Annotated in this window: 19 protein-coding genes; 2 read left to right on the plus strand and 17 right to left on the minus strand. The window is 45.1% G+C overall.

The genetic code is table 11. The features are described 5' to 3' along the window. Nucleotides 1–249: 249 nt before the first annotated feature. Nucleotides 250–1,173 carry a DUF1554 domain-containing protein gene (locus LFX17_RS16345; RefSeq protein ID WP_238747345.1) on the minus strand — a complete coding sequence of 308 codons (924 nt, stop codon included), beginning with the start codon at nt 1,171–1,173 and terminating at the stop codon, nt 250–252. Between the two features lie 238 nt (nt 1,174–1,411). Further along, on the minus strand, nt 1,412–3,436 hold the full coding sequence (locus LFX17_RS16350) for a hypothetical protein (RefSeq protein ID WP_238731183.1): 2,025 nt from the start codon (nt 3,434–3,436) through the stop codon (nt 1,412–1,414). A gap of 174 nt (nt 3,437–3,610) precedes the next feature. Here LFX17_RS16350 and gpmI point away from each other — a divergent pair, with 174 nt between their 5' ends. After that, nucleotides 3,611–5,251 (plus strand): 2,3-bisphosphoglycerate-independent phosphoglycerate mutase, encoded by a 1,641-nt coding sequence (gene gpmI / locus LFX17_RS16355; RefSeq protein WP_238731184.1) that lies wholly within the window; start codon nt 3,611–3,613, stop codon nt 5,249–5,251. A 44-nt stretch (nt 5,252–5,295) separates the two neighbouring features. Here gpmI and LFX17_RS16360 read toward each other — a convergent pair whose 3' ends face one another. From LFX17_RS16360 to LFX17_RS16430, 15 genes are all read right to left on the minus strand, one after another. Next, a complete protein-coding gene (locus LFX17_RS16360; RefSeq protein WP_238731185.1) occupies nt 5,296–6,534 on the minus strand; it encodes an MFS transporter in 1,239 nt (412 codons plus the stop codon). A gap of 28 nt (nt 6,535–6,562) precedes the next feature. Next, complete coding sequence (locus LFX17_RS16365) at nt 6,563–7,465, minus strand: M48 family metallopeptidase (protein WP_238747346.1); 903 nt, start codon at nt 7,463–7,465, stop codon at nt 6,563–6,565. Next, nucleotides 7,466–11,272 carry a DUF2339 domain-containing protein gene (locus tag LFX17_RS16370; RefSeq protein WP_238747347.1) on the minus strand — a complete coding sequence of 1,269 codons (3,807 nt, stop codon included), beginning with the start codon at nt 11,270–11,272 and terminating at the stop codon, nt 7,466–7,468. Between the two features lie 89 nt (nt 11,273–11,361). Further along, nucleotides 11,362–11,949 carry a hypothetical protein gene (locus tag LFX17_RS16375; RefSeq protein ID WP_238731188.1) on the minus strand — a complete coding sequence of 196 codons (588 nt, stop codon included), beginning with the start codon at nt 11,947–11,949 and terminating at the stop codon, nt 11,362–11,364. Nucleotides 11,950–12,097: 148 nt separating this feature from the next. After that, nucleotides 12,098–12,643: a YceI family protein gene (locus tag LFX17_RS16380; RefSeq protein ID WP_238731189.1), complete on the minus strand. Its 546-nt coding sequence runs from the start codon at nt 12,641–12,643 to the stop codon at nt 12,098–12,100. A gap of 14 nt (nt 12,644–12,657) precedes the next feature. Continuing rightward, a complete protein-coding gene (locus LFX17_RS16385) occupies nt 12,658–13,410 on the minus strand; it encodes a hypothetical protein (RefSeq protein WP_238747827.1) in 753 nt (250 codons plus the stop codon). Between the two features lie 72 nt (nt 13,411–13,482). Continuing rightward, nucleotides 13,483–16,461, minus strand: coding sequence for a PP2C family protein-serine/threonine phosphatase (locus LFX17_RS16390; protein ID WP_238747348.1), 2,979 nt, complete (start codon nt 16,459–16,461; stop codon nt 13,483–13,485). Then, the gene (locus tag LFX17_RS16395; RefSeq protein ID WP_238731191.1) at nt 16,436–16,885 is read right to left on the minus strand and encodes an ATP-binding protein; all 450 of its coding nucleotides are present in this window, start codon (nt 16,883–16,885) and stop codon (nt 16,436–16,438) included. Before LFX17_RS16395 ends, LFX17_RS16390 begins: the two co-directional genes overlap by 26 nt. A gap of 18 nt (nt 16,886–16,903) precedes the next feature. Then, entirely contained in the window at nt 16,904–17,245 is a 342-nt protein-coding gene (locus LFX17_RS16400) for an STAS domain-containing protein (RefSeq protein ID WP_238731192.1), read from the minus strand. Then, the gene (locus LFX17_RS16405; protein ID WP_238747349.1) at nt 17,246–18,169 is read right to left on the minus strand and encodes a hypothetical protein; all 924 of its coding nucleotides are present in this window, start codon (nt 18,167–18,169) and stop codon (nt 17,246–17,248) included. It lies immediately after the preceding gene. A gap of 307 nt (nt 18,170–18,476) precedes the next feature. Further along, a complete protein-coding gene (locus LFX17_RS16410) occupies nt 18,477–19,436 on the minus strand; it encodes an NAD-dependent epimerase/dehydratase family protein (protein ID WP_238747350.1) in 960 nt (319 codons plus the stop codon). Between the two features lie 94 nt (nt 19,437–19,530). Further along, on the minus strand, nt 19,531–20,109 hold the full coding sequence (locus LFX17_RS16415; protein WP_238731195.1) for a TetR/AcrR family transcriptional regulator: 579 nt from the start codon (nt 20,107–20,109) through the stop codon (nt 19,531–19,533). A gap of 362 nt (nt 20,110–20,471) precedes the next feature. Next, entirely contained in the window at nt 20,472–21,011 is a 540-nt protein-coding gene (locus LFX17_RS16420) for a DUF1564 domain-containing protein (protein ID WP_238747351.1), read from the minus strand. A gap of 239 nt (nt 21,012–21,250) precedes the next feature. Beyond that, nucleotides 21,251–21,385, minus strand: coding sequence for a hypothetical protein (locus LFX17_RS21060; RefSeq protein WP_406600684.1), 135 nt, complete (start codon nt 21,383–21,385; stop codon nt 21,251–21,253). Between the two features lie 310 nt (nt 21,386–21,695). Beyond that, nucleotides 21,696–22,322: an FMN-binding negative transcriptional regulator gene (locus LFX17_RS16430; RefSeq protein WP_238747352.1), complete on the minus strand. Its 627-nt coding sequence runs from the start codon at nt 22,320–22,322 to the stop codon at nt 21,696–21,698. 359 nt (nt 22,323–22,681) lie between these two features. Here LFX17_RS16430 and LFX17_RS16435 point away from each other — a divergent pair, with 359 nt between their 5' ends. Beyond that, nucleotides 22,682–24,151 carry a potassium/proton antiporter gene (locus LFX17_RS16435; protein ID WP_238731199.1) on the plus strand — a complete coding sequence of 490 codons (1,470 nt, stop codon included), beginning with the start codon at nt 22,682–22,684 and terminating at the stop codon, nt 24,149–24,151. The last annotated feature ends 80 nt before the right edge of the window (nt 24,152–24,231 follow it).

A 24,231-nucleotide genomic window follows, 5' to 3' on the forward strand; every position in this document is an offset into this window, starting at 1 on the left:
TAAACCATATTCTTAATTAAGTCAATACTTAATTAAACAAAACAAAAAACTTAAACTTCCAAAGGAACTTTCGGTTCCGTTCGTTACGGAAATATCGAATCGGACATCATAAACAGGCCGAATTCAGAATCGGTTGAAAGGAATGGCTCGCGGATTCCATTCTGAATTCGTTAGAAGGGACCGAGTGTCAAAAATCAGGCTTTGGATAATCAGTATGGCTTGCGACCGATTAAGAACGTTCTGCAGATTTTACTGACGAATACAAATCAAGCGCGCGGGGGTGGAGCAACTGAAGTAATAACTCGCGATCGCGGACGAACTCGTTGAGTTCGTTACACCGTTGTAGCCGAAGCCGGTAGTACCGTCCGTATACGTCGAACAAGTATAAGAACCGCCCATTGGATCGAAAGAGGAGCTTCCGATTCCTGTCCAAAAACTCAACGTAGAAGTATCGCTGCTATGATTGATGCTCGAATTCAATGGAAAAGTAAAGATCGCGCTTCCCGTCCCGATTCCGTTGCTGGTCCCGGTCGCAATGTAAGCTCCCTCCGGTGCGGAAGCGCTGTAAGAAAAATAACGAACTCCGACTTTCAACGGCCAATCGGTTTCCAGTACGCCGCCGGACTTAGTCGGATTTCGAACCGTATCGATACCCAACAAAGCCTTGTATTCGGAAGCGGCTCCCGGTAAAGCGGAAGGCTTCTCCGCCTGACATTTTGCGTCGGCTCCCGCAACTCCGCCCAAGTTTCCGGTAAATCCCGGTCCGGTTACGCCCGGTGCTGAAGAATTGCTCGCAAGAAAAATACAACGATCCCGATCCGTCACATTGAACTTCAACGCATACACTTTCGAATCGGAAACGCGGGTTGCGTTAAGCGTCATCGTATCGTCCAAACAATCGTTATCGATTGCGGTGATCGTTACGTTCGCGGTATTCGAACCGGAATACGTAAAAGTCGCGGGAGAAATCGTGGGGCCGCCGGCTGTATCCGCCCAGGCGAAATTAAACTGCTCGACCGAAGCCGCTCTCGTTTTTAGCGTAAGCGTTACCGAAGTGGATTGTCCTTCGTTCAGCGTTGGAAATTTGGTGGAATCGAACGGATTGTCGTCAACGGGCAGTATCGCGGGAAGAATGTTCGCAATCAATCCTACCCCGCCCTTCGAGAGATCCATTTCGATTTTCTCCGCTTGGCTACAGGAAAGAAGAATGAATACTAAAAATAAAAATCCAAAAAAATGAATCCGAACGATCGACATGTCTTTGCAACCTTTCTATCGGGAGAATTCTTCCGAATTTCTCCGTTCTCTTTTTAGAGCGTAGAATCAATCTATCTTAGAAAGTTTGAATTGAAAACAGAATTTTCGCACGACTAACAAAATTTATATCAAAGTCGTATTAAAATCTGCCAAATTAAACGGAAATTTTTTCTTTCCCTTTGACTTTCGAAATTTCCTTTCGAAAATTTTCATACGGATCTTCGTTTGTACTTTCGGAAGAAGCGCCCTTACCGGCTTTACCGGACGTTGCTCCCGGATCGGGTTTGGAAGCGAACCAGGAATCCAAATACTTCAAAGCCCTGGAAATTTTTTCGTTTTGAAAATCCTCGTCTTTGTTTCTGAGTTTGAATTCTAAGTTCTTCTTTTTTTCGGACAATACTTTATGAATTTCTTTCGCGCGAGATCGAAACGTTTCGTCGTCCGGATACATCACGATCGAATCGTTCTTATCACCGGCCGGATCGGAAAGAAGTACGAACTTTTCCCGATCGATGATTTGATGAACCACATCGGAAGAAGTTCCCGGAACTTCAAAGAGAACGTCCTTTAACAACGGGGGAATCATCTTTTGAAAATAATATTGATTCAAAGCCTCGGATACTTTCGATTTTTGTTCGAGCGCTTTGATTCTTTCTTCTTCTTTTAATTTTTCCTGAATCTTACTTTGTTCCGACTTCAAAACGGCTTCGCGGTTTTTGGATCTTAAAAAAGATTGTTCGGATCTGATTTTTTCCTTTGCGGATTGAAAGAACATATCCTGTAGCAGCTTTCCGATTCCGAAAAAATCCAGAATCGCAAAATACCACGGAAAGTACTCCACATATCCTTTGCGAAGAACCTTTCCGTAACCTTTAACGAATTCTCCGTCTTTGAATACGCCTCGCAGCGCGTCTTCGTTGAGTTCGATCAAGTTTCGAATGCTCAACACTTTCCAAGCTTCCACCGAAGCAACAGTCGCCAAAGACTTGATTACGGACTTTACCGTTTCGACGTCGATTCTCATAAAAGAATGCATCGTCACGCCTTTCGTTTCCCATGTGGAATAGGCGAGATGCATGTCTTCTGTAAAAAGTTTTTTCAACTCGGCGGGAAACGTTCTGAATTCTTCATCGGGAATGAATAAGACGAGTTTGTCCCAACGTCCGGTTTGTTTTGCTAGATGATCGCTCATTTCGTGGAACCGATTTCGAATCTGTTCGTGATAGGAAAGTCCGAGAGAATTTTCGATTTCATCTCCTAAACTTCGAATCAGCTCCACCCCCATCAGCTTGCGTTTTTGTTTTCTTTCGGGATCGGAATCTACGACCTTTTCGATCGCTTCGGCCCTTTTTCTTCCGAAAGAAGTGGTAGGCGTCGCGGAAGGATCGTTCGCGTGAAGCCGTTCCTCGTGCGAAATCATATTGAAGGCGTCCGATAAAGCCCATTTGTATTTTGGAAAGATCTTCTTAAAATGAAACTCGTCCACGAGTTCGAACAAACTCTGAAGTTCTTTGGACTTTACCGTAAGATATCCGAACTCCGGTATTTCCCGGATTCTTCCCTTTTTGATCAATCCGTCCGTGATTTCGAACAGCATGTCCTTTACGTAATCCGAATTTAATGGAATACTAATATACGGAGGTTTGAAAAAATTTTCCGGATTGAAGAAGAGTTTCAATTTCGAAGGATTCTCCCCTTTAAAATCCGCCTCCAAATCTTCCCATAAAACTTCCTTCCCGAGAACGGGTCTGCTTTCCAAATACGTAAGAATCGAGTTGATCGAAAGATCGATAAGAGAAAGATAAATGCGCGTTAGATCTCCGAGTTCCGTATCTGGGTAGGCAACGTAACAAGGTTTTAGTTTTAATTCGGAAGTCGCGGGATCGATATAGAAATAGGCGAACTGAAGAGCGACTCCGTCTTCCAGCAGACGTTTGATATGAAAAACGACTTCGGCTGTTGTTAGCTCTGCGGCTTCGGGAACTCTGGATTCCACTTGAAATAAGTTTTGAGACTTCGCGTTTTTATGATTCGTCTGCGAAACTACGGCCTTATAAACGGAGTGCGTAAGTCTATCGTTCAGATAATAACTTACGACTTCGTTGATCTTTTTAACTTTTAAAAAGTTGGGTTGCGTTTGGTTTCCACCCAACGCTGGATTTAAGGCCGGCTTACTCATCGCCTCTCCACTGTTAGACTATCTAGATAATTTTCAGATTTTTCGGAAGGCTTTTCGTTTAATGGTAACTTCAGTTTTTTCATCGGATCTACGAATGGAAAGCAAATTTCCAAGTTTTTTTCAGATTTGATTCTCTTGACTTCTCGCCTAGCCGACTGGTTCCATGAATCTAACATGAAGCTCACCAAGAAATATACCTTTCGGTCTAGAAAGGCATTGCTCGTTATATTAGACGGGGTCGGATACTCGTCGAAAGGCTCCGAATCCGGAAACGCAATCGCGGGCGCAAAACTTCCTTTTTTAAATCAGGTCTGGAATCAATCCCCCACTCTTCACATTCAAGCGCACGGAAAAGCGGTCGGCATGCCGTCCGACGAAGATATGGGAAATTCCGAAGTCGGTCACAACGTTCTAGGCTCCGGAAGAATTTTCGACCAAGGCGCTAAATTAGTTTCGAATTCGATCGCAAGTCAAGAAATCTTTCAAGGACAAGCTTGGAAAGAAGTGATCGAAAACGCAAAGAAGAGGAATTCCACCTTACATCTGTTAGGTCTTTTTTCGGACGGAAACGTTCACGCTCACATCGATCATACGAAAGCCTTGATTTCCAAGGCGATCGAAGAAAAAGTTCCCAAGATTCGTCTTCATATCCTTTTGGATGGAAGGGACGTTCCCGAAAAATCCGCATTAGATTATTTGAATCCTTTCGAAACTTGGCTCGATTCCCTGCGCAAAAACGGAGCGGATATCCGCATCGCTTCCGGCGGCGGAAGAATGACCATCACGATGGATCGTTACGAAGCGGATTGGTCCATGGTCGAAAGAGGTTGGAAAATCCACGTTAAAGGAGAAGGCAGAAAATTCTCCTCCGCAAAAGAAGCGATCGAAACGTTTCGAACCGAAGATCCGAAAGTCATCGATCAATATCTTCCTTCTTTCGTAATTGCGGAGAATGGAAATCCGGTCGGACCGATCGTCGACGGAGACTCCGTGGTTTTTACGAACTTCCGCGGAGACAGAGCGATCGAAATTTCCTTGGCGTTTACCGAAAAAAATTTCGACAAGTTCGATCGCGGATCTCTTCCTGATATCGTCTATGCAGGTATTATGCAGTACGACGGGGACTTGAAACTTCCCGAACGTTTTTTAGTCGCTCCTCCCGCGATCGATCGAACCCTCGGCGAATACATGGCCAACAGCGGAGTCGCTCAGTACGCGTTATCCGAAACACAAAAATACGGACACGTTACCTATTTCTGGAACGGAAACAAAAGCGGCTACTTTGATCGAACTTCGGAGGAATACAAAGAGATTCAATCCGACGTGATTCCTTTCGATCAAAGCCCGGAGATGAAGGCGCTTCTGATCACTGAAGCTTTGGAAAAAGCCCTTACCGAAAACAAACAGGATTTCTATCGGGTGAATTACGCGAACGGAGATATGGTCGGACATACGGGCAATTTTCCCGCTACGATTCAAGCGATGGAATTTCTGGACGGCTGCGTGGAACGGCTTTGGAAAATATGCGAAAAACAGAATATTGTTTTACTGATCACCGCCGATCACGGCAACGCGGACGAGATGTATCAGTTGGATAAAAAAGGAAACGTGGAAAAGGATACAAAGGGAAATCCTGTTCCTAAAACGAGTCATACTCTGAATCCCGTTCCGTTCTCCATTTTGGATCCGGAAAAGAAAATCCGTTTGAATGCGGGCGTTTCCAATCCAGGTTTAGCGAACGTCGCGGCCACTATTTTGGACGTTATGGGTTACGAAACTCCGGAAGGTTATCATTCTTCCCTGATTCAAAATTAATCCGAAACAATTTGTTTCTGCGCGGCTACTTAGGAAAGTCCTTCTTAGGGAAGATCGCGCAGTTTGTTAAACGAAATCGAACAGAAAATCGCGGAAATCAAAATAAAAATTCCCGAAAATCCTAAAGACCAAGGTTGTCCGTAAAGATCTGCGAGCCTGCCGGTCAACAAACCGGCGAGCGCCGGAGTCGTCTGAAAGATCAAACTGTAAAAACTCATGACCCGTCCCCGAACTCCGTCCGGAGTGATCAACTGCAGCGTGGAAGGAATCAACGCACTGAGAAGTCCTCCCAAAATTCCCGTAGTCAATAGAAGCGCCGCCGATAGAATCGCGTTTTGAGAATTAGCGATCGCTAATGCGATGATTCCCGTAAGAAAAGTCGCGGCCAACATCACGTAGCCGCGATGAAAACGGTCGTGCAGAAGTCTCGCTCCGATTCCGCCGATAAACAATCCGAGTCCCAGAGTTCCCATATACAACCCTCTTCCCTGTTCGTTTAACAATAATATGTTTTTTGCGAATTGCGGAAGAACCACCTGCATCGGTCCAACCATAAAGATCGCGAACGCGGTCAGAATCAAAAGTTCCACGGAGACTTTTTCGGTTTTTAAAAAGAGAAGTCCGGTTTTCAGTCCTTCCCAGATCGTTTCTTTTTCGACGGAAACCGTTTCCCGAATTTTTACCAGGATTAAAAACAAATATCCGAACAGATACAAAGCGCCGATCGTATAAAACAGTATATCCCAATCCTGCTTTTGTTTGATCAAACCTACGATCATCGGAGCCAATCCGAATCCTACGATAATCAGGATGTTCAACATCATCGTTGCCTTTCCCGTGTCTTTCGCATCGACCAAATTGCCGAGCAATGTCAATCGACCGGGAATCATAAACGTCAGAGCGAGTCCGTTGTATGCGGCAAGAAGAATTAAAATCCAACGAAGATCATAGTTCATTCTTCCCGTTCCGATCAGAATTCCGATAATCAATGCGGAAAGAATGTAGTTCGTCTGAAAGAGATACAGAATCTTCAAACGCGAATATCGATCGAGAACGGCTCCCACAAAAAAACTGAACAAGATCGTGGGCAACACGTTCGCAAAAAAGATCGAACCTGCAAACGTCTGCGATCCGGTGATGTCCAGCGAGTATATGATCAAAGAGTAATTGAGCATATTCCCCGCGAGCAAGGTCACTCCCGTATTTGCATAAAAGTACAGAAGACTCTTTTTGGAAAACGTCTCGTTTTCTTTTTGTGATTGCTGATGTTTGGATTTGTTCATATTTGATTCTGATCGATCACGGATCGATTTAGGATTTTCGTCCTTCGATCCATTCTTCGTCGTAGTCTTGTTTTTCGAAGGTGGTTCGCGCCTTCAAGTTTCGCCCGCCTTTGTATCTTCTTTCCTCGGAATGGGAAGACCACCACTGATCGGCTTTTTCGGAAAACTTCTCCCTTCTTAAATCCATGTGAGGATGCGATTGAAAGTATTCGCTGATGAGTTTGGCTTTTTTGGTTCCCGACTCGGGAGAATATTTTTCCAATCGAAGAAACGCAAGTCCCACTCCGTTCGGATCATACATCGTATTCAAGATCAAATCGAACGCGTATTCGTCCGCTTCGTCTTCCTGCGTTTTGTTGTATGCGTGTCTCGTCATCCATTGAAACGCGAAGTCCGCAAGCTTGCCTAACGTTTCCGTTCCGATCTTTGCAGCCAGCAGTTCGAAGCGAACGCCGTCCATACAATGCGATTTTTCGATATGACCCACCTCGTGCGCGAGAACGGCCACCAACTCGTGTTCGGACTTGAGAGTCGTCATCAAACCTCTCGTAACGAAGATCACTCCTCCGGGCAGCGCAAACGCGTTCGGCGATTCTTCTTCCATCACGTAAACCGTGTAATCGAACGGTTTCTGTTTATACGCAGTGAGAGTTCCGATCAACTGATTTAGATAAACGTAATCTTTGTCGTTCGGATTCTGCATCTCCGTAAATCGTTCACGGATCGCGTCGCCGTATTCCTTTTCGTCGAGAGAATCAACGGACAAAACTTTCGTTAGCGCGCGGTTCATCGTTCGAATCGGCTTGCCGAGAATCTGGTAAAAGGGAGCTAACGTGGAGTTTCGTTCCGTTTGAATCTGCTCTTTGTATAATAAGAACATCAGAACGCTTCCAAAACCCAATATCCCTATAAAAAAAATCAATCGTTTCATTTAAAACCGATCCCGGTATTTGTTATAAATCGTATTCATTAAAAGCAATATACTTCCCACTCCCAAGAACACGACCGCTTTGAGAATCGTTCCGGAAGAAGAAAGGTCGTGAAAGATCAACCTTCCCACGCAGAACAACAAAAGTCCCAAGGAAAGATAACGGAACCAGGACTCTTTCAAAAACAATCCTAGCAGGAAGATCAAGAATGCGAGAGTGGACCAAAGCAAAGTAAGGACCGCGCTCGAAAAGGACCAATAGAGGAATAGAAAAATTCCTATAAAGAAAGGATAATATACCACTCCGTTGAGATAGGTTCCGGTCTTGTCCGCGATTCCTTTTAAAAAACCGAGGCCGAGCGGAAACCCTATATTCTCCTTTCCGTATCCTCGATAAGCTCGGAACACGAATAAGAATAAAAGAAGAATGGTGAGAACGCCGGGGATCCACTTCGCCTGCATCCAATGTGCGACTGGATTGTCTTCGGTCGACACGATAAAGGTCAGATAAAAGCAGGCAAACAAATGAAATAGAATTCCATACCATCGAAATCTCGAAAGGTTTTCCTGTTTTCGAATCCCAAGTTCCAAAACTCCGAGTGCCGCGACCGCAAACGCGACGCTGATCCAAGATTCGCTTACGACGGAATAGGAGATCAAACCCAGAAAGAAAAGACAACCTTCGTTTAACAACGGATATACGATCTGCCAAAAACGGACGTTTTCAGTTTCTCTAATATTAGAAGTCGCCCAATAAATCCAAACGGACATCCCGAGGACCGCGGTCCAATTGGAAGCCGACAAAAATCCAAGATACATATAGGAGGACTGTAAATCCACATAAACGTAATGAACCGTAAACGCGATCAATCCCAGCCAGGAAGCTCGTTTAAGAAAATCGGAAAGGATCGCGATCGAAAGAGAATCCTTCTTTCTTCCGAAAAATTGCCCGAATTCCAAAAACGAAATCGACAACAAAGCCCAAGCCGGTCCGACGATGAGATTGGAGATCGGATTCAAAACGTCCTTCGTATAAATATACACACTCAGAACGATTCCGAAAACTCCGAGATAGCCGGGCAATACGTTGTAATACTTTTGAAAGAATCGAAGCGGAGCTTTCCAAATTCCCGTCCAACCGATAAACGAAGTCTCTAATCCTACCAAACCGATTCTCGGAAAAACGAAAAACACGGAACTCAATTGAACGAAAACGGACGCGATCTGAAACCCTCTTTCCTTCCAAGGAAATTCGTTTTGATTCGCAAAGACTGTGGATTCTCCGCCTAAGAAAATTTCCAAATTCGTCCATATGAAAAAGAAATAAACGTACAACGCGAATCGTTCGGTCTTGAGCGTTTTCCGTTTCGATAAAAAGAAAATGACCCAGGTCAGGACCGCCATCGCGAACGAAAGAATTCTTCCGGGTGTTTCGGTATAAATTCCGATGACTACGATCGAAATTAAAAGTTCCCAGAACAAAGGCTGCGCGGACCGCAGCAAATCGAGAGAGGAGAATTCTTCCTCGGGAAAAAGAATCCAGTATAAGAACAAAGAGGCAGCGAGCATCTCGATCCAAAAACGGGCGGGAATCCCGAAAAGAACGGATGCGGATTGAAACTCTACGGTAAAATGTCGTAATAAAAAAATTCCCGTTAATACGAACGACAACACATAAAGAGAGGAGAATAGTTTTCCGTCGTCCGAGGAATCCCCGTTTTCCCGCTTCCGAATCCATCTTCCCAGTTCCAAATAAAGAAGAGAAAGAAGAATCGCGAACGGCCCGAACAAAAGCGAACCCTTCAGATTCAGATAGTAATAAAACGTGAATACCAGGTGCGCCGTAAAACCGAAAATTCCCGGCCAATAAAGCGGTTTTTGTCCGTTTAAAACATTAGAATTCTTTAAATAAACTAAAAACGGCAGTAACCACGGAAGGGATAACGCAAGAACCCGTTCGTGGTTTTCAAACGTTCCAAAAGCGATCGATTTCCACAAACTCAAGGTGACGAGAGGCGCGAGTAAAACGATCGTAAACGAAAGTCTCGTCGAAGACAATTTCTGCCTTAAAACCAGAATTGCGCTTAACAAAATCGATGGGATCCAAACTCCGTAGATTTCGTTCGAAAAGAATAGATAGAATGAAAACAAACCCAATCCGGCAAGCAGACTCATCAACGTGATGAGCAAAGAAGTCAGGGACAATTCTTCCTTTAGAATCGGAAATCGTTTTTCCAAGATTCCGATAAAGCCGACTAACGCAAGTATTAGAACTCCGTAACCTATCTGCGAAACGAGAGCGGACGAAACCGCAACCCCCGGATTTTCCGATTGAAAAAATTGACGATACGAGAAACCGATCAGCGCTCCGAATACGATCGTCGTAAGGGATAGAGAAACGCTTTCCAAAAAGCGGCTTTCTTCCCGAAAACAAACCCAGGAAAAGATCAAAATCTCGAACGACAGGATCGCGAGAATCGCAAGCGAATCCAAACTCCAAAGTCGCAGCGAAAAAATTCCAAGGACGATCAAGGATTGGGAAACCAATCGATCCGTAAGAAACAACCAGGAAATTTCTTTTCGTTTTGCGGCCTTGGACAAGAACCAAACGATTCCTGCGGCGACAAACAATACGAATGTGCTGATCTTCGTTTTTTGCGAATAATGAATCAGGCTGATTCCAAGATACGACCAGTTAAGAAGATGACTTGCGAGTGGAAAGAGTTCGAATTCTTTTTTCCCGTACAAAGTTTCCCGGTAATGAACGAGAAGCGCGCCGCAAAATACGGGAAGAATACAAAGAATCGGAAAAACTACCTCGATACCGGCCGGCTTTGCCTGCGAGAAGATCTGATAATGCCAATGGAGATGGGCCGCAAAAAAACCGGTGCTTACCGCCAACAGATGAATTTGTCTTCGTTCCCTGTAATTCCAGATCACGCCCGGTAAACAAATCAACGCAATTACGCCTAACGTAAAACCGGAGGATTGCGGGATCGACACCGCCACCAATCCCAAAATCGTATGCAAAGAAGCGAATGTTTCGTTTTTAGACCGATAACCCGCGTAAAGATTCACGATTAGTCCCGCACTCAAAACCGCGAGAGCCGCATAGGAATTCTCCAACCATTTCAACGCATCGATGGAACCGCTTCCCAAAGAAACGAAAAGCAGAACCGCCGCCGCGCTGCTTCGAAGCGCGAGCGATACGTTTTTGAATTCCGGTTTTTTTCCGAGCCAGAACGCAAGAACCGCAAGAACAAAAGAAAATCCGAATATAAGAAGACAACGATATATTGCGGAAAGAATAAAGAGCGCATAAATTCCGAGGAATCCGATTCCCGCAACGAGAATAACCGCTCCCAAAATTCCGGTCCAGTTTTCCGAAAGAGGTTTTTCGATCTTCTTCCAGAGCTGAACCAAAAATCCGGGCTCTTTAGGAACCTGCGGTTCGATCTTTTCCGCCGTCGCAGCCTGCGCAACCGACGCTCGTTTTTCTTTGAATTCGACGGATGTCGTTTTAGCAAGAACCGGAGTTTGGGCTTCGGTCCGCACCTCGATTTTATCCGTTTTCTTTTCTTGTTGTCGAACGGGCGGAACGGAGGACGGCGGAGGTACGTCCGTAATCGGAACGATCGGTTTTTCCTCCGCAAGCGGTCGTTTACTTTCCTTAGGTTTTTCCTTAGAAAGCATCGATTCCAAAGAACGAATCCGCTCTTTGAGTTCTTCGATTTCCGTTTTTAATCCTTTGGATTGAAAAAAAGTGTATAAACTGAATAAGAATAAAACGAAGATTAAGAATACTTCCAAATGATCGACTCCCCGATCGATACTTCGGATAAATCCTTTTTCGTCAAATCAATCCGAGATCAAAAATTTATTTCGAAAGAATCCGATTCCTAAAAAGGAAGTAACTCCTTCATAGGAATGGTTGCGTTCGGCAACCACATCAGAATTCCGATTCCGAAAATCAACAACAGCAGAACCAGTTTTTTCCCGGAGACGGGGGTTCCGTTCGACTTTTCGGTTCGAACATACCAGAAGATACAACCGAGACTGAATAATAATTCGATCAAAATCGCGACGTGCGGAAAATAATAATACGAATTCAACGAAACGACGGGAGAATCCGGACTCAACAGCTGATGTTCGAAACCCACGATCAAGTCGCATAACACGTGCAATACGGTCAAGAAGCCGCACCAAGCCGAAAACGAAACATCCTTATAGATCGGATAAATTACCGCCGTAACGACTCCTCCCTGAATAAACGCGGGAATCAAATTGTGGCTGTAGGTCATATGAACCTGGAGATTCTGAAACGTCGCTTCGAATAAAGAGGACGGGAAAGCGGGTTCGACCCCGATGAACGCCAGAAAAAGCCAAAAAAACTCCGGAACGTTAGCGCATAAAAGAAGAACCCAGAACGGATAACGTTTGAACTTGGAATAAGGAATCAGCGCGGATGCGTAATGACCTAAAATCATAATTCTTTTTTTGTTACCACGTAATGAACGAGATACATTCCTAAAAGATAGAAAAACACGAGCGTGATCAATAAGGACGGCATAACTTAGCCTTCGTATTGGTATCGAGTTCGGGGGATTGTCAACAAATAATTACGATCGATTCTATCTAAATCTTAATCAGGAAGTCGTAGCCGATTTCGATTTCCTCTTTCGCTTTGATGAACAAAAGCGAAGGTTTTTCTAGTTTAAAATCCGAAAAGGTTATGTTTACCTTACCGAAAACCCGAATTTGTCCCGATTCCTTTTGCTCCACTCTTCCGCGGGATTCAAAGTCGCGGGTCAAACCGCGGATCGTCAGTTTTCCGCGAATCGAATACGAATCTCCGGAAGGCGTCACGGATTCGATCAGTGCAACGATCTCGGGAGTATCAGGATATCCTAATATTTCCATGATATGTGAATCCCTACTTTCGTCCCCCGAATGAATTCTTAAAATAGGAATCTTAATCGCAAAGGGAGAACCCAGTTTATATCCCGTCCCCGAACTTTGAACGTTCGGTGAATCCGCATTCACTTCCTTGCAAACCCCGTGAACTTCTTTCATGGGATGAATCGCCAGAAAGGTGATTTCCTTTTTGAGAATTTCGGAAGCGTACGTTTGAGAAACGAATAGAAGCGAAACTAAGAAAACGATTTGCCGAAGTTTTTTCATCTTTTTTTGAATCCTTAAAATGTGATCACGAGTAAAGACAGCGAGAAGGCTCCGAACCCAGCCCATCCTACCTGCTGCATATCCCTTGCGGCTTCGGGTCCGTGTTTTTCGATTCTTTGGCCCAAGGAAGGAAGAATCAACATGGCGGCCAAGTGAAACGGAATCAACGCCTTATGCGCAAAGATCGGACTGTAGATATTCACGTCCGAATCCTCCGAGTCGACGACCCGTTTGGGAGCGAAAAACGCAAGTCCTGCGGTCAACATATACATTCCAAAAGTTGAATATGCTAATTGTTTGTGAAAATCTCCCGAATGTTTCGCTTCCCATTCCTCCTGGGATTTTAATGCGAAGTAGAGCGGAAAGTTATTGGCGGGATCTTTTAAAAGGAAATACGTTGCGGCGATGCTGTTTTGGTTCAAGCCCTGCGCCAAAGCGACCGCGTAGACGGGATCATTGTTCGCGTATTCGGGGTGCGCGAAAAGCAGAACCTTCGCATATTGATCCGAGGTTCGATACAAACTGTCCTTCGCTTTTTCCCCTTCCAAGTTGGTCGCCAACCAAAGCCCCAGAGTGATGAATCCGGAAAGTTGATGATATTCCAGCATTCTTCGGCGCGTGGAAAGATCGTTCTTGCTGATTTGCGGTTCCGTGTTTTGCGGGGTTTTCACCGCGGGGGCAACCGGCTGCGCGGTCAGCTCGCTCATGAAACCGCTTCCGATAAAAACGTTCGATACCAGGAGAACACAAATCCATTTTCGAAGCATCATACAATCCTCTTTCACTTTGCGATTCGGGAAAGTATAAGTGAAACATTCACATTTACAACAAGAATCCGATTATTTCATGCGCTTCATTGCGATCATAGCGATGTCGTCAGAAAGTTCGGAAAAGCCCGCATTTCCAATGCTTTTACCCGTGTAGCCGTCCAAATCATTCACGATGGTTTGGATTACTTGAGTAGGCGATTGATGTGCGTTTGACACGAGCGTCTGAAACAATCTTTCCTTGCCGTACATTTTGTTTTGAGGATTACGCGCTTCGTCCAAACCGTCCGTGTACTGAAAGAAAAGATCGCCAGGATCCATCTGAAACGATTTCGGTTCGATCGTGGTTTCAAAAAAGGAATTCTCATCCATTCCGATCGGCAATCCTCCGCCCGGAAGTTCCCTGAGTTTTTTTTCGGACGCGTCGTATAACAGCGGTTTGACGTGCCCCGCGGATGCATATCTCATCTTCGCAGTGGTTCGATCGTAGATGGCGATAAAGAAAGTAACGAAGATATGATCGGGCGTATCGGAATACAGATATTCGTTCAGTTCGAGAAGAATTTTTCGGAGATCCCGTTCGCCTTTGCGGAGAATCGAACGCACCTGCGCGCGGAACAATGACATAACGATCGCGGGTCCGACTCCGTGATTGGAAACGTCCCCCACACAAAGAGCGACTTCGTTTTTACTCAACTCGATAAAGTCGTAGTAATCGCCGCCTACTCCGGCCATCGCTTTGTAGAACGCACCGAACTCCGCAGCATCTCCCAAATTGCTCGGAAGTTTTTCGGGCAGAAGACGTTTTTGAATTTCTTCGGCGGCGAGGAGTTCCCCTTTCATTTCCTCCCGTTCCTTTAAACCGTGCGTCATCCGATTGAGGGATTCGCTCAAAATCCCGATTTCGTCATAACCAGCGGGTGGAAATTCCACATCCAGATTTCCCTTACCGACTTCTTCGGTTTGATGAATGATTTTTTTGATTCTTCTTGCAACCATCCAAGCAAGCAGATACGCGAGAATTACGGCAAAGACGCCGATCAATGCCGTATAACGTAGAAGTTCCTCTCGATTTTGACGGATCTTTCTCAAACCTTCCGTACGGTCCAAAAGAACCACGTTGTATCCCAGATGATTTTTACGAAGAAGATCGTAACCGAGACCTTTCGGATCCTCGCCGAGTTCGCTTAACAACGGAGTGGAATCGAGAACCCACATCCATTCCTCCGCTTCGCTTCTGCTTCGGATTAAAATTCCCGAATCCAAGATCGGAAGTTTCGACTTGGGAAGTTCGGTTTCTGAAGTTCCCGCAAAGATCCATTCCCGCAGAAGATCCCATTTTTTCTGCGCAAGTTTCCGTTCTTCTTCGTCTTTCCAATATCTCCTCATTAAATTGGAATCGGAACGATACGGTAAAAACGCGAATTCATCCAAGGCCGCATCGCGCAGACCGCCGAAAGATTCGGGGGCTTGAAAAAGATTCAGATGAGTCCAATCTTCTTTGTTTAAATCCATTCGTTCCAACGATTCACGAACCTCTTCGATTTTCGCTTCGAGCGAACGGATCGTCTCTTGGATTTCTTCCGGTGAGATTTTTTGTTCGTCCGATTTTACGGGCATTACCGATTTCTTCTGCCAAAGGAGAAGTTCCTCGTGCAAGGATTTGGATCGGGCTGCAAGAGAATTCTTTTCGGACTTCCAATTCTCTTCCCATTGTTTACGATCCTTCCTATAAGGATTCAATTCTTCTAATTTAGAATCCCTGGCCTTCAGAACCTTACGGTATTGAATATAAAGGTTTTTGAATTCGGCGTCCGAAGCGGGCTTAGCGGTTCCGGCTTTTCTGAGTTCGGCGATTCTTCCCTTTAGCTTTTGGGAAATTTCACCCAAGCCTGCGGAGAATTTTTTGTCCTCTTCGAGATATTCTTTCCAAGAATCCAGATTCTCCGAAATTTCGGATACGATGATTTTGGATCGTTCCGCCGTTCCGGGATTTCTGAAAACGGTCCGATACGAAACCTCGTATTGTCTTCCGCCGACTTCGTAGTTCTCGGATTCCGAATATTCGGAATTCGTTTTTAATACGTCCGAACTTTTGAACAAACCGGAGCGTCTTTCCTCGAATTCTTTCAACGCGAGAAGTTTTTTTCCCGTTCCCGAGGATTGAGGAAACAGCAAACCGGTATCCAAGGTTTGTTTTCCGGAAGTATCGTATTCCAAAATCCGAACCTTATCGGGCAACAAACCGAGCGATGCGATCTTATCTTTATAGGCGCCTTTGAAAAAGTTCTGCAGCGTTTTCGTAAGAGCCGTTTCGCCTAACTCCGATTTGGTTTCAAAATTCGGAATATCTTTTGAAAGACTTTTGTTTTCCTGAACGAGCTTTTCCTTTTCCGCCGCGAGGGAATTTTTCCTTTTAAGATCGTCCTGCGCGGAGGCGATCTCTTCTTCGATCGTTTTGATTTCTTCGGAGATCTGTTCGATTCTTGCATTTGCCGATTCGGCGGAGATTCTCGCCGACGCGGTTTGTTTGGCAAGATTTACGATCTTTTCATAGAGATTTGAATCGATGGAAGCTCCGTTTTCCTTTCTCAATTCTCCCTTTACCTTGGTTTCGAATTCCCGGATTTCCTTTTCGGAAAGATAGCGCGTAAAGTAGGTGTCCACGGATTTGTGATAGTAGTTGTATTTCACTTTTAATCCGATCGAAGCTCCGATGGATTTCAAAGCGCCGAAAAGTCCCCCTTCTTTCCGGAGAACCTTTCTTTTGAATTTGCTGAGTTGTTGTTTTTTCTCCTTCACTCGGATTTTGAATTCTTCGATGAGGATCAGACTTCGGCTTAAATTTTCGAGATCGAGAACCGCCGCGTTCACGTATTCCAAAGGCGCTTTCAGCTCGGAGTTCATCTTCTCTTCGAGCGCGGCTTGTTGTTGTCCGTAATAGATCGCGGAAGTCAGCGCGAGAATCGACACGACCAATACGGCCGTGAAAAAGGAAAGTTTGGCTCGGATGCCGGGAAGGAACTTACGAAGAAGTTTGCTTCGGATCATTTTCTATCCTTGTGTGAATGAGTGTGAGTCTGTTTCTTTCAGGACGTTTGAGACGTTTATAACGGACGGTCATGATTTTTTTCAACGATCTTAAACCGAATCCGCCGTCCGCTCCGGTTTCGAAAAGCTCCTTCCAAGTATCGCTTTTTTTCAAGGTGGGATCGAATGGAATTCCTTCGTCGGTGATGGTGAATCTCCAAGTGTCTTTGTTGCGTCTCATTTTGAGTTCAACGTTAGACGCCCTTTGATCGGGAAATCCGTGTTCGATCACGTTCGTAATCGCTTCGTCCACCGCGAACACGAGTCGACCTCGAATCAGATCTCCGCATTCGTTCCCTAAAAAATTACGGACAACTTCCCGGATTTTGGAAAGTTCCGAAAGATCGTTCGGAAACGTATGCGTTAATTCCTTTTTCGAATTCATTTTACGCAGGTTTGGCGATTAAAACGCCGCCAATGCGTCCTTGACCGATTCGAAGATGCGAATTTTTTTCGTAAAATACATAAGGTCCATCGTGTCTCGAACCTCTTTTTTGATATTGGCGAATACGAGTTCTCCGGATTTTTCCTTTAAGAATTTCAGAATGGAGTTGAGAACCCCGATTCCCGCCGAAGCGATGTAAGAAACTCCGGAGAAGTCGCATACGATCTTTGTCGCGCCGTTTCCGATGGAGGATTCCAATTTCAATTTCAAATCCGGCGCGGTTTTCGCGTCGATCTCTCCTTGAATTTGAAGAACCAAAAGATTTCCTTCTTTTTTTTCCTGAATCGTAAGTGTCGCCATTTATATTCCCTTCTTGATGTCTTTCATCATGTCTTTTTCCCGTATGATCGCGTAGAGTTTCCTTTCCAATCCGTCGATTTCGTAATAATATTTCGCGTTCGGATCTCCTTCGAAGATATGCGCGTATTTTCGAATTCCCTGAATCGCCTTTCTCGGATTACCTTCGAGAATTCCCTTGGTAATGAGATAATAGAGTTCGATCGCGAGAGAATCCCGGAGATTCTCCTTAAACGAAACGTCCCGTTTTGCGAGAGCGCCGATCAGATTTTCCACTTCCTGAAGATTGTAATCCTCGGAATCGCTGAATTTTATAATATAAGAAGATAATAATTTTTTACACTTCGGAATATCGTTCGATTTGGTCGCTACGAGAATCATGTTGTAAAGCCGATGAACCTCGGCGTCCAGATAAACCTTCTGACGATGTGTGTCGAGTTTCACCGGTTCCAAAACGTGTTTCAATTCTTCGGGAGAAAAATTCTTGATAGAGTCCTCGAACAGTTTTTCGCTTTTAGTACGGTTGAGCTCCCGGAAATCCGCCAAAGGTTTTTCGATCAGAGAAAAAAATTCGATCGCTTCTTTACTTTCCGCGACCGCTTCCTGTTCCTGAATTTTTTCCAAAAAGAAAATACAACTGTCCCCTACCGCGGACAAATTCTCCCCAAGAGCGTGCGACACGAGGCGTTTGCAATTCAGACCGATCGTGTGAACATAGGCGGGATCAAGAGAATCGGCCTGAATCTTATCGATAATTTTTGCGGAGGTTTGTGCGGAATGCGACTTCTCCTTTTCCCAACCAGCGTATGTCAGCGGATCGATCAAATAATTGCGAAAATTCTTTTTTCCGGATAAGGCGAGAAGCCGAATCGTTTTGATGAATTCTTGAGCGAGCGGCTGCGGGATGTTATTTCTCGGATTCGGCATTGCGGCTGTTTCGAAAACGGAACTGGTTTTTCCTTGATTCTCGCGCTGCCGTTAGCGATAGAAGACGCGAAAGATGCCGACTGATTTAAGGCAGTTCCGCAAATTGTAAAGTAAAAAGAACCGAAAATTGTGAAATTCAAACGCCGAAGAAAGTAGACATATTTCCGATTCCCGATCGCGGATCGAAAATACCTCCATTTCGTTTAACAGATCAGCTCGACCAAATATCCGTCCGGATCCTTTTTTTCCAATTTCAGACCGAACTCGTCATTCTTCCTTTTTTTCTCTAAAGAAAAAGTGTGCCGATTCAAAGAACCGGCATCTCTGCGAGACCTTGACGAACGCTGAGCAACGGAGAATAACCTAAATCCTTTTTAGCGTTGTCGATTTTGATCGTACAATCGCGGGACATGATGCTCGCACTGAATCGAGTCAACGGAGGTTCGTTTTTGATTCCAAAAAGTTTCCAAACGGCTTCGATGATTCTCGCTAAAAAACGAGCAAGCCAACCCGGAACGGACCGATTCGGGGCTACGACTTTTTGAGTGAGCAGAAGCGATCCGAGAAAATTACGAAAATTGAATACTTCGTCGTCTGTGACGAAATACGCCTTACCGCCTTGTCCTTTCGTCAAAGCGAGCTCGATCGCGTGAACCAAGTTGTAAATATGAGTCGTGTTGGTAAGAGCCTTTCCCCCGTCGATCCAAGAGAAATTTCCTTCGGCGATCATTTTCAAAAGAACGGGAAGAACGGTTTTATCGCCCGGTCCCCAAATCAAACGCGGACGGATCGAAATCGTCTGCATTTCGGAGGAATTTCCGGCTAACACGCGTTTTTCGGCTTCCGCCTTTGTGCGTGAATACGGAAACGGAGAATTCTTCGGATATGGATAACTTTCGTCGATGTCGATCATCGGTTGTCCGTAAAACAGAGCCGCTTCGGTTCCGATAAAGATGAATCGTTTTACGCCTGCCTTTCTCGCCACCTCGAGGAGCTGCGCCGTACCGTCCACGTTGACTTTCCAAAAATCCTGAAACGGTCCCCATTGTTCCACATAGGCAGCGCTATGAATGACGACGTCGATTCCTTTGAGTTGATTCGGGTCTACGGAATTCAATTCGGAACGAACCGGTTCTCCTCCTGCTTTGGTGATCACGGAATCGGTTTTTTCCGAACGGGACATCGCTTTGACTTTGTGTTTTTTAGAAAGAATCCGGGTGGCGGCTTCTCCTACAAAGCCGGATGCCCCTGTGATAAAAAGATTCATTTTCGCCTCCAAACGGGAATGGGATTTAATTTTCGACTAGATAGATCGTTCTACCAAAATTATTATTGCCGATGATTTTGGTCAAGAAATTCTCTTATGCAGGAATCAATACGCTTAAAATCCCTTCTAACTGCTTTTCCACTGCTTTTAGGGGTTGGACGCTTCTGTGGGCTCGACAAAGGATCAGAGCGCCCTCGACGGCGGACAAAAGAAGAATGGCGACAGATTCTACACGCTCTTCTTCCATTCCGGACCGATGCAACAGAGCTTGAATCAGATTTTGCCAATTTTGATAAGTAGTAGAACAGACTTTCTGGATCCGATCGTTGTCGGCAGCGACTTCGAGTACAACCGTAGCGATCGGACATCCTTTTTGAAAACCGGAGTTGATCAGCTCCTCCGCAAGATGATTCGTAAATTCTTGGAGAGCGCCGTAAAGATCGGAATGATTTTCGACAGCGGTTTCGATTTGTTTTTCAAGACGTTCTCCGGCGCTTTGAATCGCTTGTGCGGTCAATTCTTCCTTTCCGTTCGGAAAGTGATGATATAAGGAACCGCTCGGGGTTTCGCTTAATTTCAGAATGTCCTTTAACCCGGTACCATGGTAACCCCTTTCCTGGAGAAGTTTGCCGGTCGTTTGTATCAGTCTTTCTCTGGAGCTGGGTTGTTCCATATCTTCCACGATGAGAGTCTGTCGTTTTTTCTGTCAAGGGGAGTTCGAAGACTACAAATCCGTTTTTCGTTGAAAGGAAATTTTGCGTATTTTCCTCTTTTTGCTTTCTTTAAAAGGAAATTAGATTTTTCGAATGTGTTCGATAAAAAAGTGCCGGTTTGTGTTGTTAGGTAGTTGCCGTAAGTAGTAAGTCGAGATTCAGTTTTTCAAGACCTCGTCCACGCATTGAATGTCTTATGCGGAGTCAGGGTGTGCGTTTGATACGCGCGGGCATACTTTGTTAAGCTTCGAATTTTGGTTTCAAAGCGGTTGAAGGTTGTTTGTTTTAAATCTTGTTTTTAGGTTGGTGTTTGTCTGTTTGACTAAATGTCGAACCAGTCTCGCGGATCCAAAACGTAAAATATGTGGGTGGGATCGCAGACGAGGGTCCGAGTTATGTTGTTATTTAAAAGATCGAGGTGGAGGATGTATTTGTAATTCCTGTGAAATGTTGGACCTCCTTCATTCATAATTCTCACGATAGAATCCCCAACCCCGGCCTCATCCAACAACAAAAGATATCGAAATAAATAACAGCGGGATACCCCGTGTGCCTGCGCGAACGTTCCGAACAACGCCCAACTTCCCGTACTCAAGCGCACGTTCATCCGAACCATATTCCCCCGACCAGGACTTGGCTGATACAAAGTCTTTCCCGCCCTGTTCCCCAAACGTTTCGCAGCGGTTAAATATTTCCCGTAAATCTTCAGAAGAATAGGAATTCTCTTCGCTAAAATTTTACGATCCTCCTCGCGATACCGAGATAAAGTTTCCTTAGAAACTAAAAGAGTAACGACCTCGGTTTCAATCTCTTGAAGCCTGGAACAGATTTTCTCGTCGGAGTTGAGTGATAAGATTCCCATACAGACATCGGTTCCGAAATTTTTCCGAATGGACAAAATCCGATCATCAATCCGAAAAAAATTCAGATCATTCTAAAAATTCGGGACACAATCCGAAACTTCAAAACGATTATTTCAGATCGAAGACCGCCCGAAATTTGGAATCCCGCAACAAGGACCGGATTTTATCGGATTGATCCGAAGGAATTAAGAATTTATGTTTACGATACAAAGAAGCATAACGCGGTTCCGCATACTCCTCAAACGACTGCGACTTTTCCCTCCCATTCCCGGATCGCTTGTAAGGAATGATGGAAGAATTTCAATTCTTTCGGATTCACGATTCCCAATTCCCAATTCCCGATTCTATAAAACCCTTTGTCTTTCGAGCGCATCGACACGGGTTTTCCTTACGAACCAACCCGCATTTCGAATTCATAAACTGATAGAGATCCTTTCTCGCTCTGGATAATCTCTTTCGAAAATTAGTCCTCGATATTCCGAGGATTTCGCTCCCGACCAAGTCGCTTGCGGAAAGAAAATTCTTCCTCATGACTTCCCTCCGATCATTCGAAAGGCGCCCATTCCACGACGATTTCCTCGACTGGTATTTGATTTCTTAGAGACGGCGGTCGAACAACTGTGACAGTTTTTCAAAAAATTCCGAAAAACCGAACTTTCCGATTTGATTCCCCGCAAGTCTCCTTACGAATTCTTCCCTTTCAAATTCTCACGCATCCAACGCGCAATCGTCCTTGAATTCTCATCCGTCATCGCTTCTAAGTTAGAAGCAATCCGTTGCTGAATCTCGGTCGACTTATTCTGGCTAAGCTTGAACTTTCCTTCCATCTTCGTGACTTCGATTTGAAACGCCGCAATCCCTTTTTGCACGAGATTTCGGAAGAAAGAATCGTTAAAATCCAATTTCCATTCGGAAGAAGGATTCGTTTCGTAGGAAGCGACTAGCTGCCCAATCCGTTTCTGAGAATCCGCTTCATCCAAAAGCGAAAGATTCCCGGTAACATGAACGGCGGCATAATTCCATGTGGGAACCGTATGAGGTTCTCCCAACCAAGTCGGAGAGACGTAACAGTGCGCACCGGAAAAAACGACCAAAACCCGATCGCGAACCTTCTTCCAGTGATCGTTGACTTTTGCAAAATGTCCGTAGAGAAATAACCTGCCGGATTCGTCCTTTTCCGGATGAAACACGAGATGAGACGCTTCCAAGGAAGTATCGTCGGCGGAAAACAAAATTCCGAACGGATTTTCACGTATAAACGCGATCAACTTATTTTCATCGGTTTCTTCGAACGCTTTTGGAATATACATACTTTCCCTCCCGTTCCGAACTTCAATTTTCCGGGAATTTTTGTAAAGAAAATTCGATCCGTATATTCAATATTTAGAATATATCAAGTCGCATAAAATCCGCTCGCACGCGAACGAATTTTCATGTTCCAAGCTGTTAAGCCGCATTCCCCTCTTTTAAAAGCAAAAAAGAACGGAAAGAGAACAGAGGAAAATGAAATCGCCGCGATCAGCCGAAACGAATTGGAAAAAATTCCTTGTACCATTTCCTATTTTTTGGAAAAAAGGAAGGATAGAAAGTTCTAAATTCGGACTTTCAGGGTCTAATCAGCAATCTCTGAAAACCCAAACTTTATGGAATCCTACTCTTACGGTATTGAATGGAATTTGAATTCGGCACTCTTGTTTTATCCGGCCTGATCATTCTCAGTATCGGGCTTCTGCGCGTTTCCTCCAAATTCGGGGTTCCCTCTCTTCTCCTCTTTCTTCTGATCGGAATGGCCGCCGGGTCCGATGGACCCGGCGGAATCGACTTCGACAATCCTCTTCTGGCAAGGCAAGTCGGCTCGATCGCGTTGGCATACATTCTCTTCTCCGGCGGTTTGGAAACGGAATGGCAAAAGATAAAACCCGTTCTCTGGAAAGGAATCGTCTTAGGAAACCTGGGCGTTTTGATCACATGGGCGACGATGGGACTCTTTTCCGTTTACGTTCTCGGGTTTTCTCCGATCATCGGCTTCTTATTGGGTGCGGTCGTTTCGTCGACGGACGCCGCCGCGGTTTTCAACGTCCTCAGAACCAGAAACACGGGGATGAAAAAAGGACTTACATCCTTGCTCGAACTCGAATCGGGAAGCAACGATCCGTTAGCCGTTCTTTTAACCGTAAGTATTCTCAGTTTGTTAGGACCGCAACCTCCGAGAGCGGGAGAATTGGCGCTTCACATTCTCATGCAATTCTCCATTGGATCGGCGGCGGGCGTAGCGTTCGGCTACGTGATCTACAAGGGACTCAATCGAATCAAACTCGAATACGAAGGGTTGTATCCGGTTTTAATTTCGGCTTCCGTGTTGTTCGTGTATTCTGCGACCGAATTGATCGGAGGAAACCCGTTCTTAGCGGTTTATATCGCGGGGCTCGTTTTAGGAAATCAGTCCTTCGTTCACAAACGAAGTAATCTCCGCTTCTTAGACGGAATCGCTTGGCTCATGCAGATCATCATGTTCTTAACGTTGGGCCTGCTCGTTTATCCGAGCAGAATCCCTCCGTTGTTCGGAACGGGAATTTTGTTTTCCCTCTTTCTCGTTTTTTTTGCGAGACCGATCGCGGTGTTCATCTCACTCTTTCGGTCCGGTTATAATTTTCGGGAGAAGTTATTGGTCTCTTGGATCGGACTTCGAGGAGCGGCCCCGATCATTCTCGCGACATTTCCGTTCGCACAAGGCGTGGAAGGCTCCGATAAGATTTTCCATCTCGTATTCTTTACCGTTTTAATTTCCCTGTTGTTTCAAGGAACGAGCGTTCCTCAAGTCGTCCGCTGGCTCGGATTGGACGCGCCTTTGGAACAAAGAGCTTCGTATCCGTTCGAATTCGAAAATCGGGAACAGAGCGATTCCAATCTTTTGGAATTCATCGTTCCTTACGGTTCGAATTCGGTCGGCAAGTTCGTGTATTCGTTGAACTTTCCGGAAAACTCTCTGATCACCTTGATCTACCGCGGCGACGGACATATCGTTCCAACAGGAAAAACTAAATTAGAAGAAGGTGATGTTCTTTTGATTCTCACTCCGAAAGGAAGCGAAGACAAGATCCGCGAAATTCTTTCCAAGATGGACGCGCCCGCAACTTAGGGAAGATCGGGCGGTTCCTGCGAACGGATTCGTAATTCGATACTGAAAACGAACACGCAGGACCGGGCTTGCTCTGCGCT

This window comes from Leptospira sanjuanensis, from assembly GCF_022267375.1.
Taxonomy (GTDB): domain Bacteria; phylum Spirochaetota; class Leptospiria; order Leptospirales; family Leptospiraceae; genus Leptospira; species Leptospira sanjuanensis.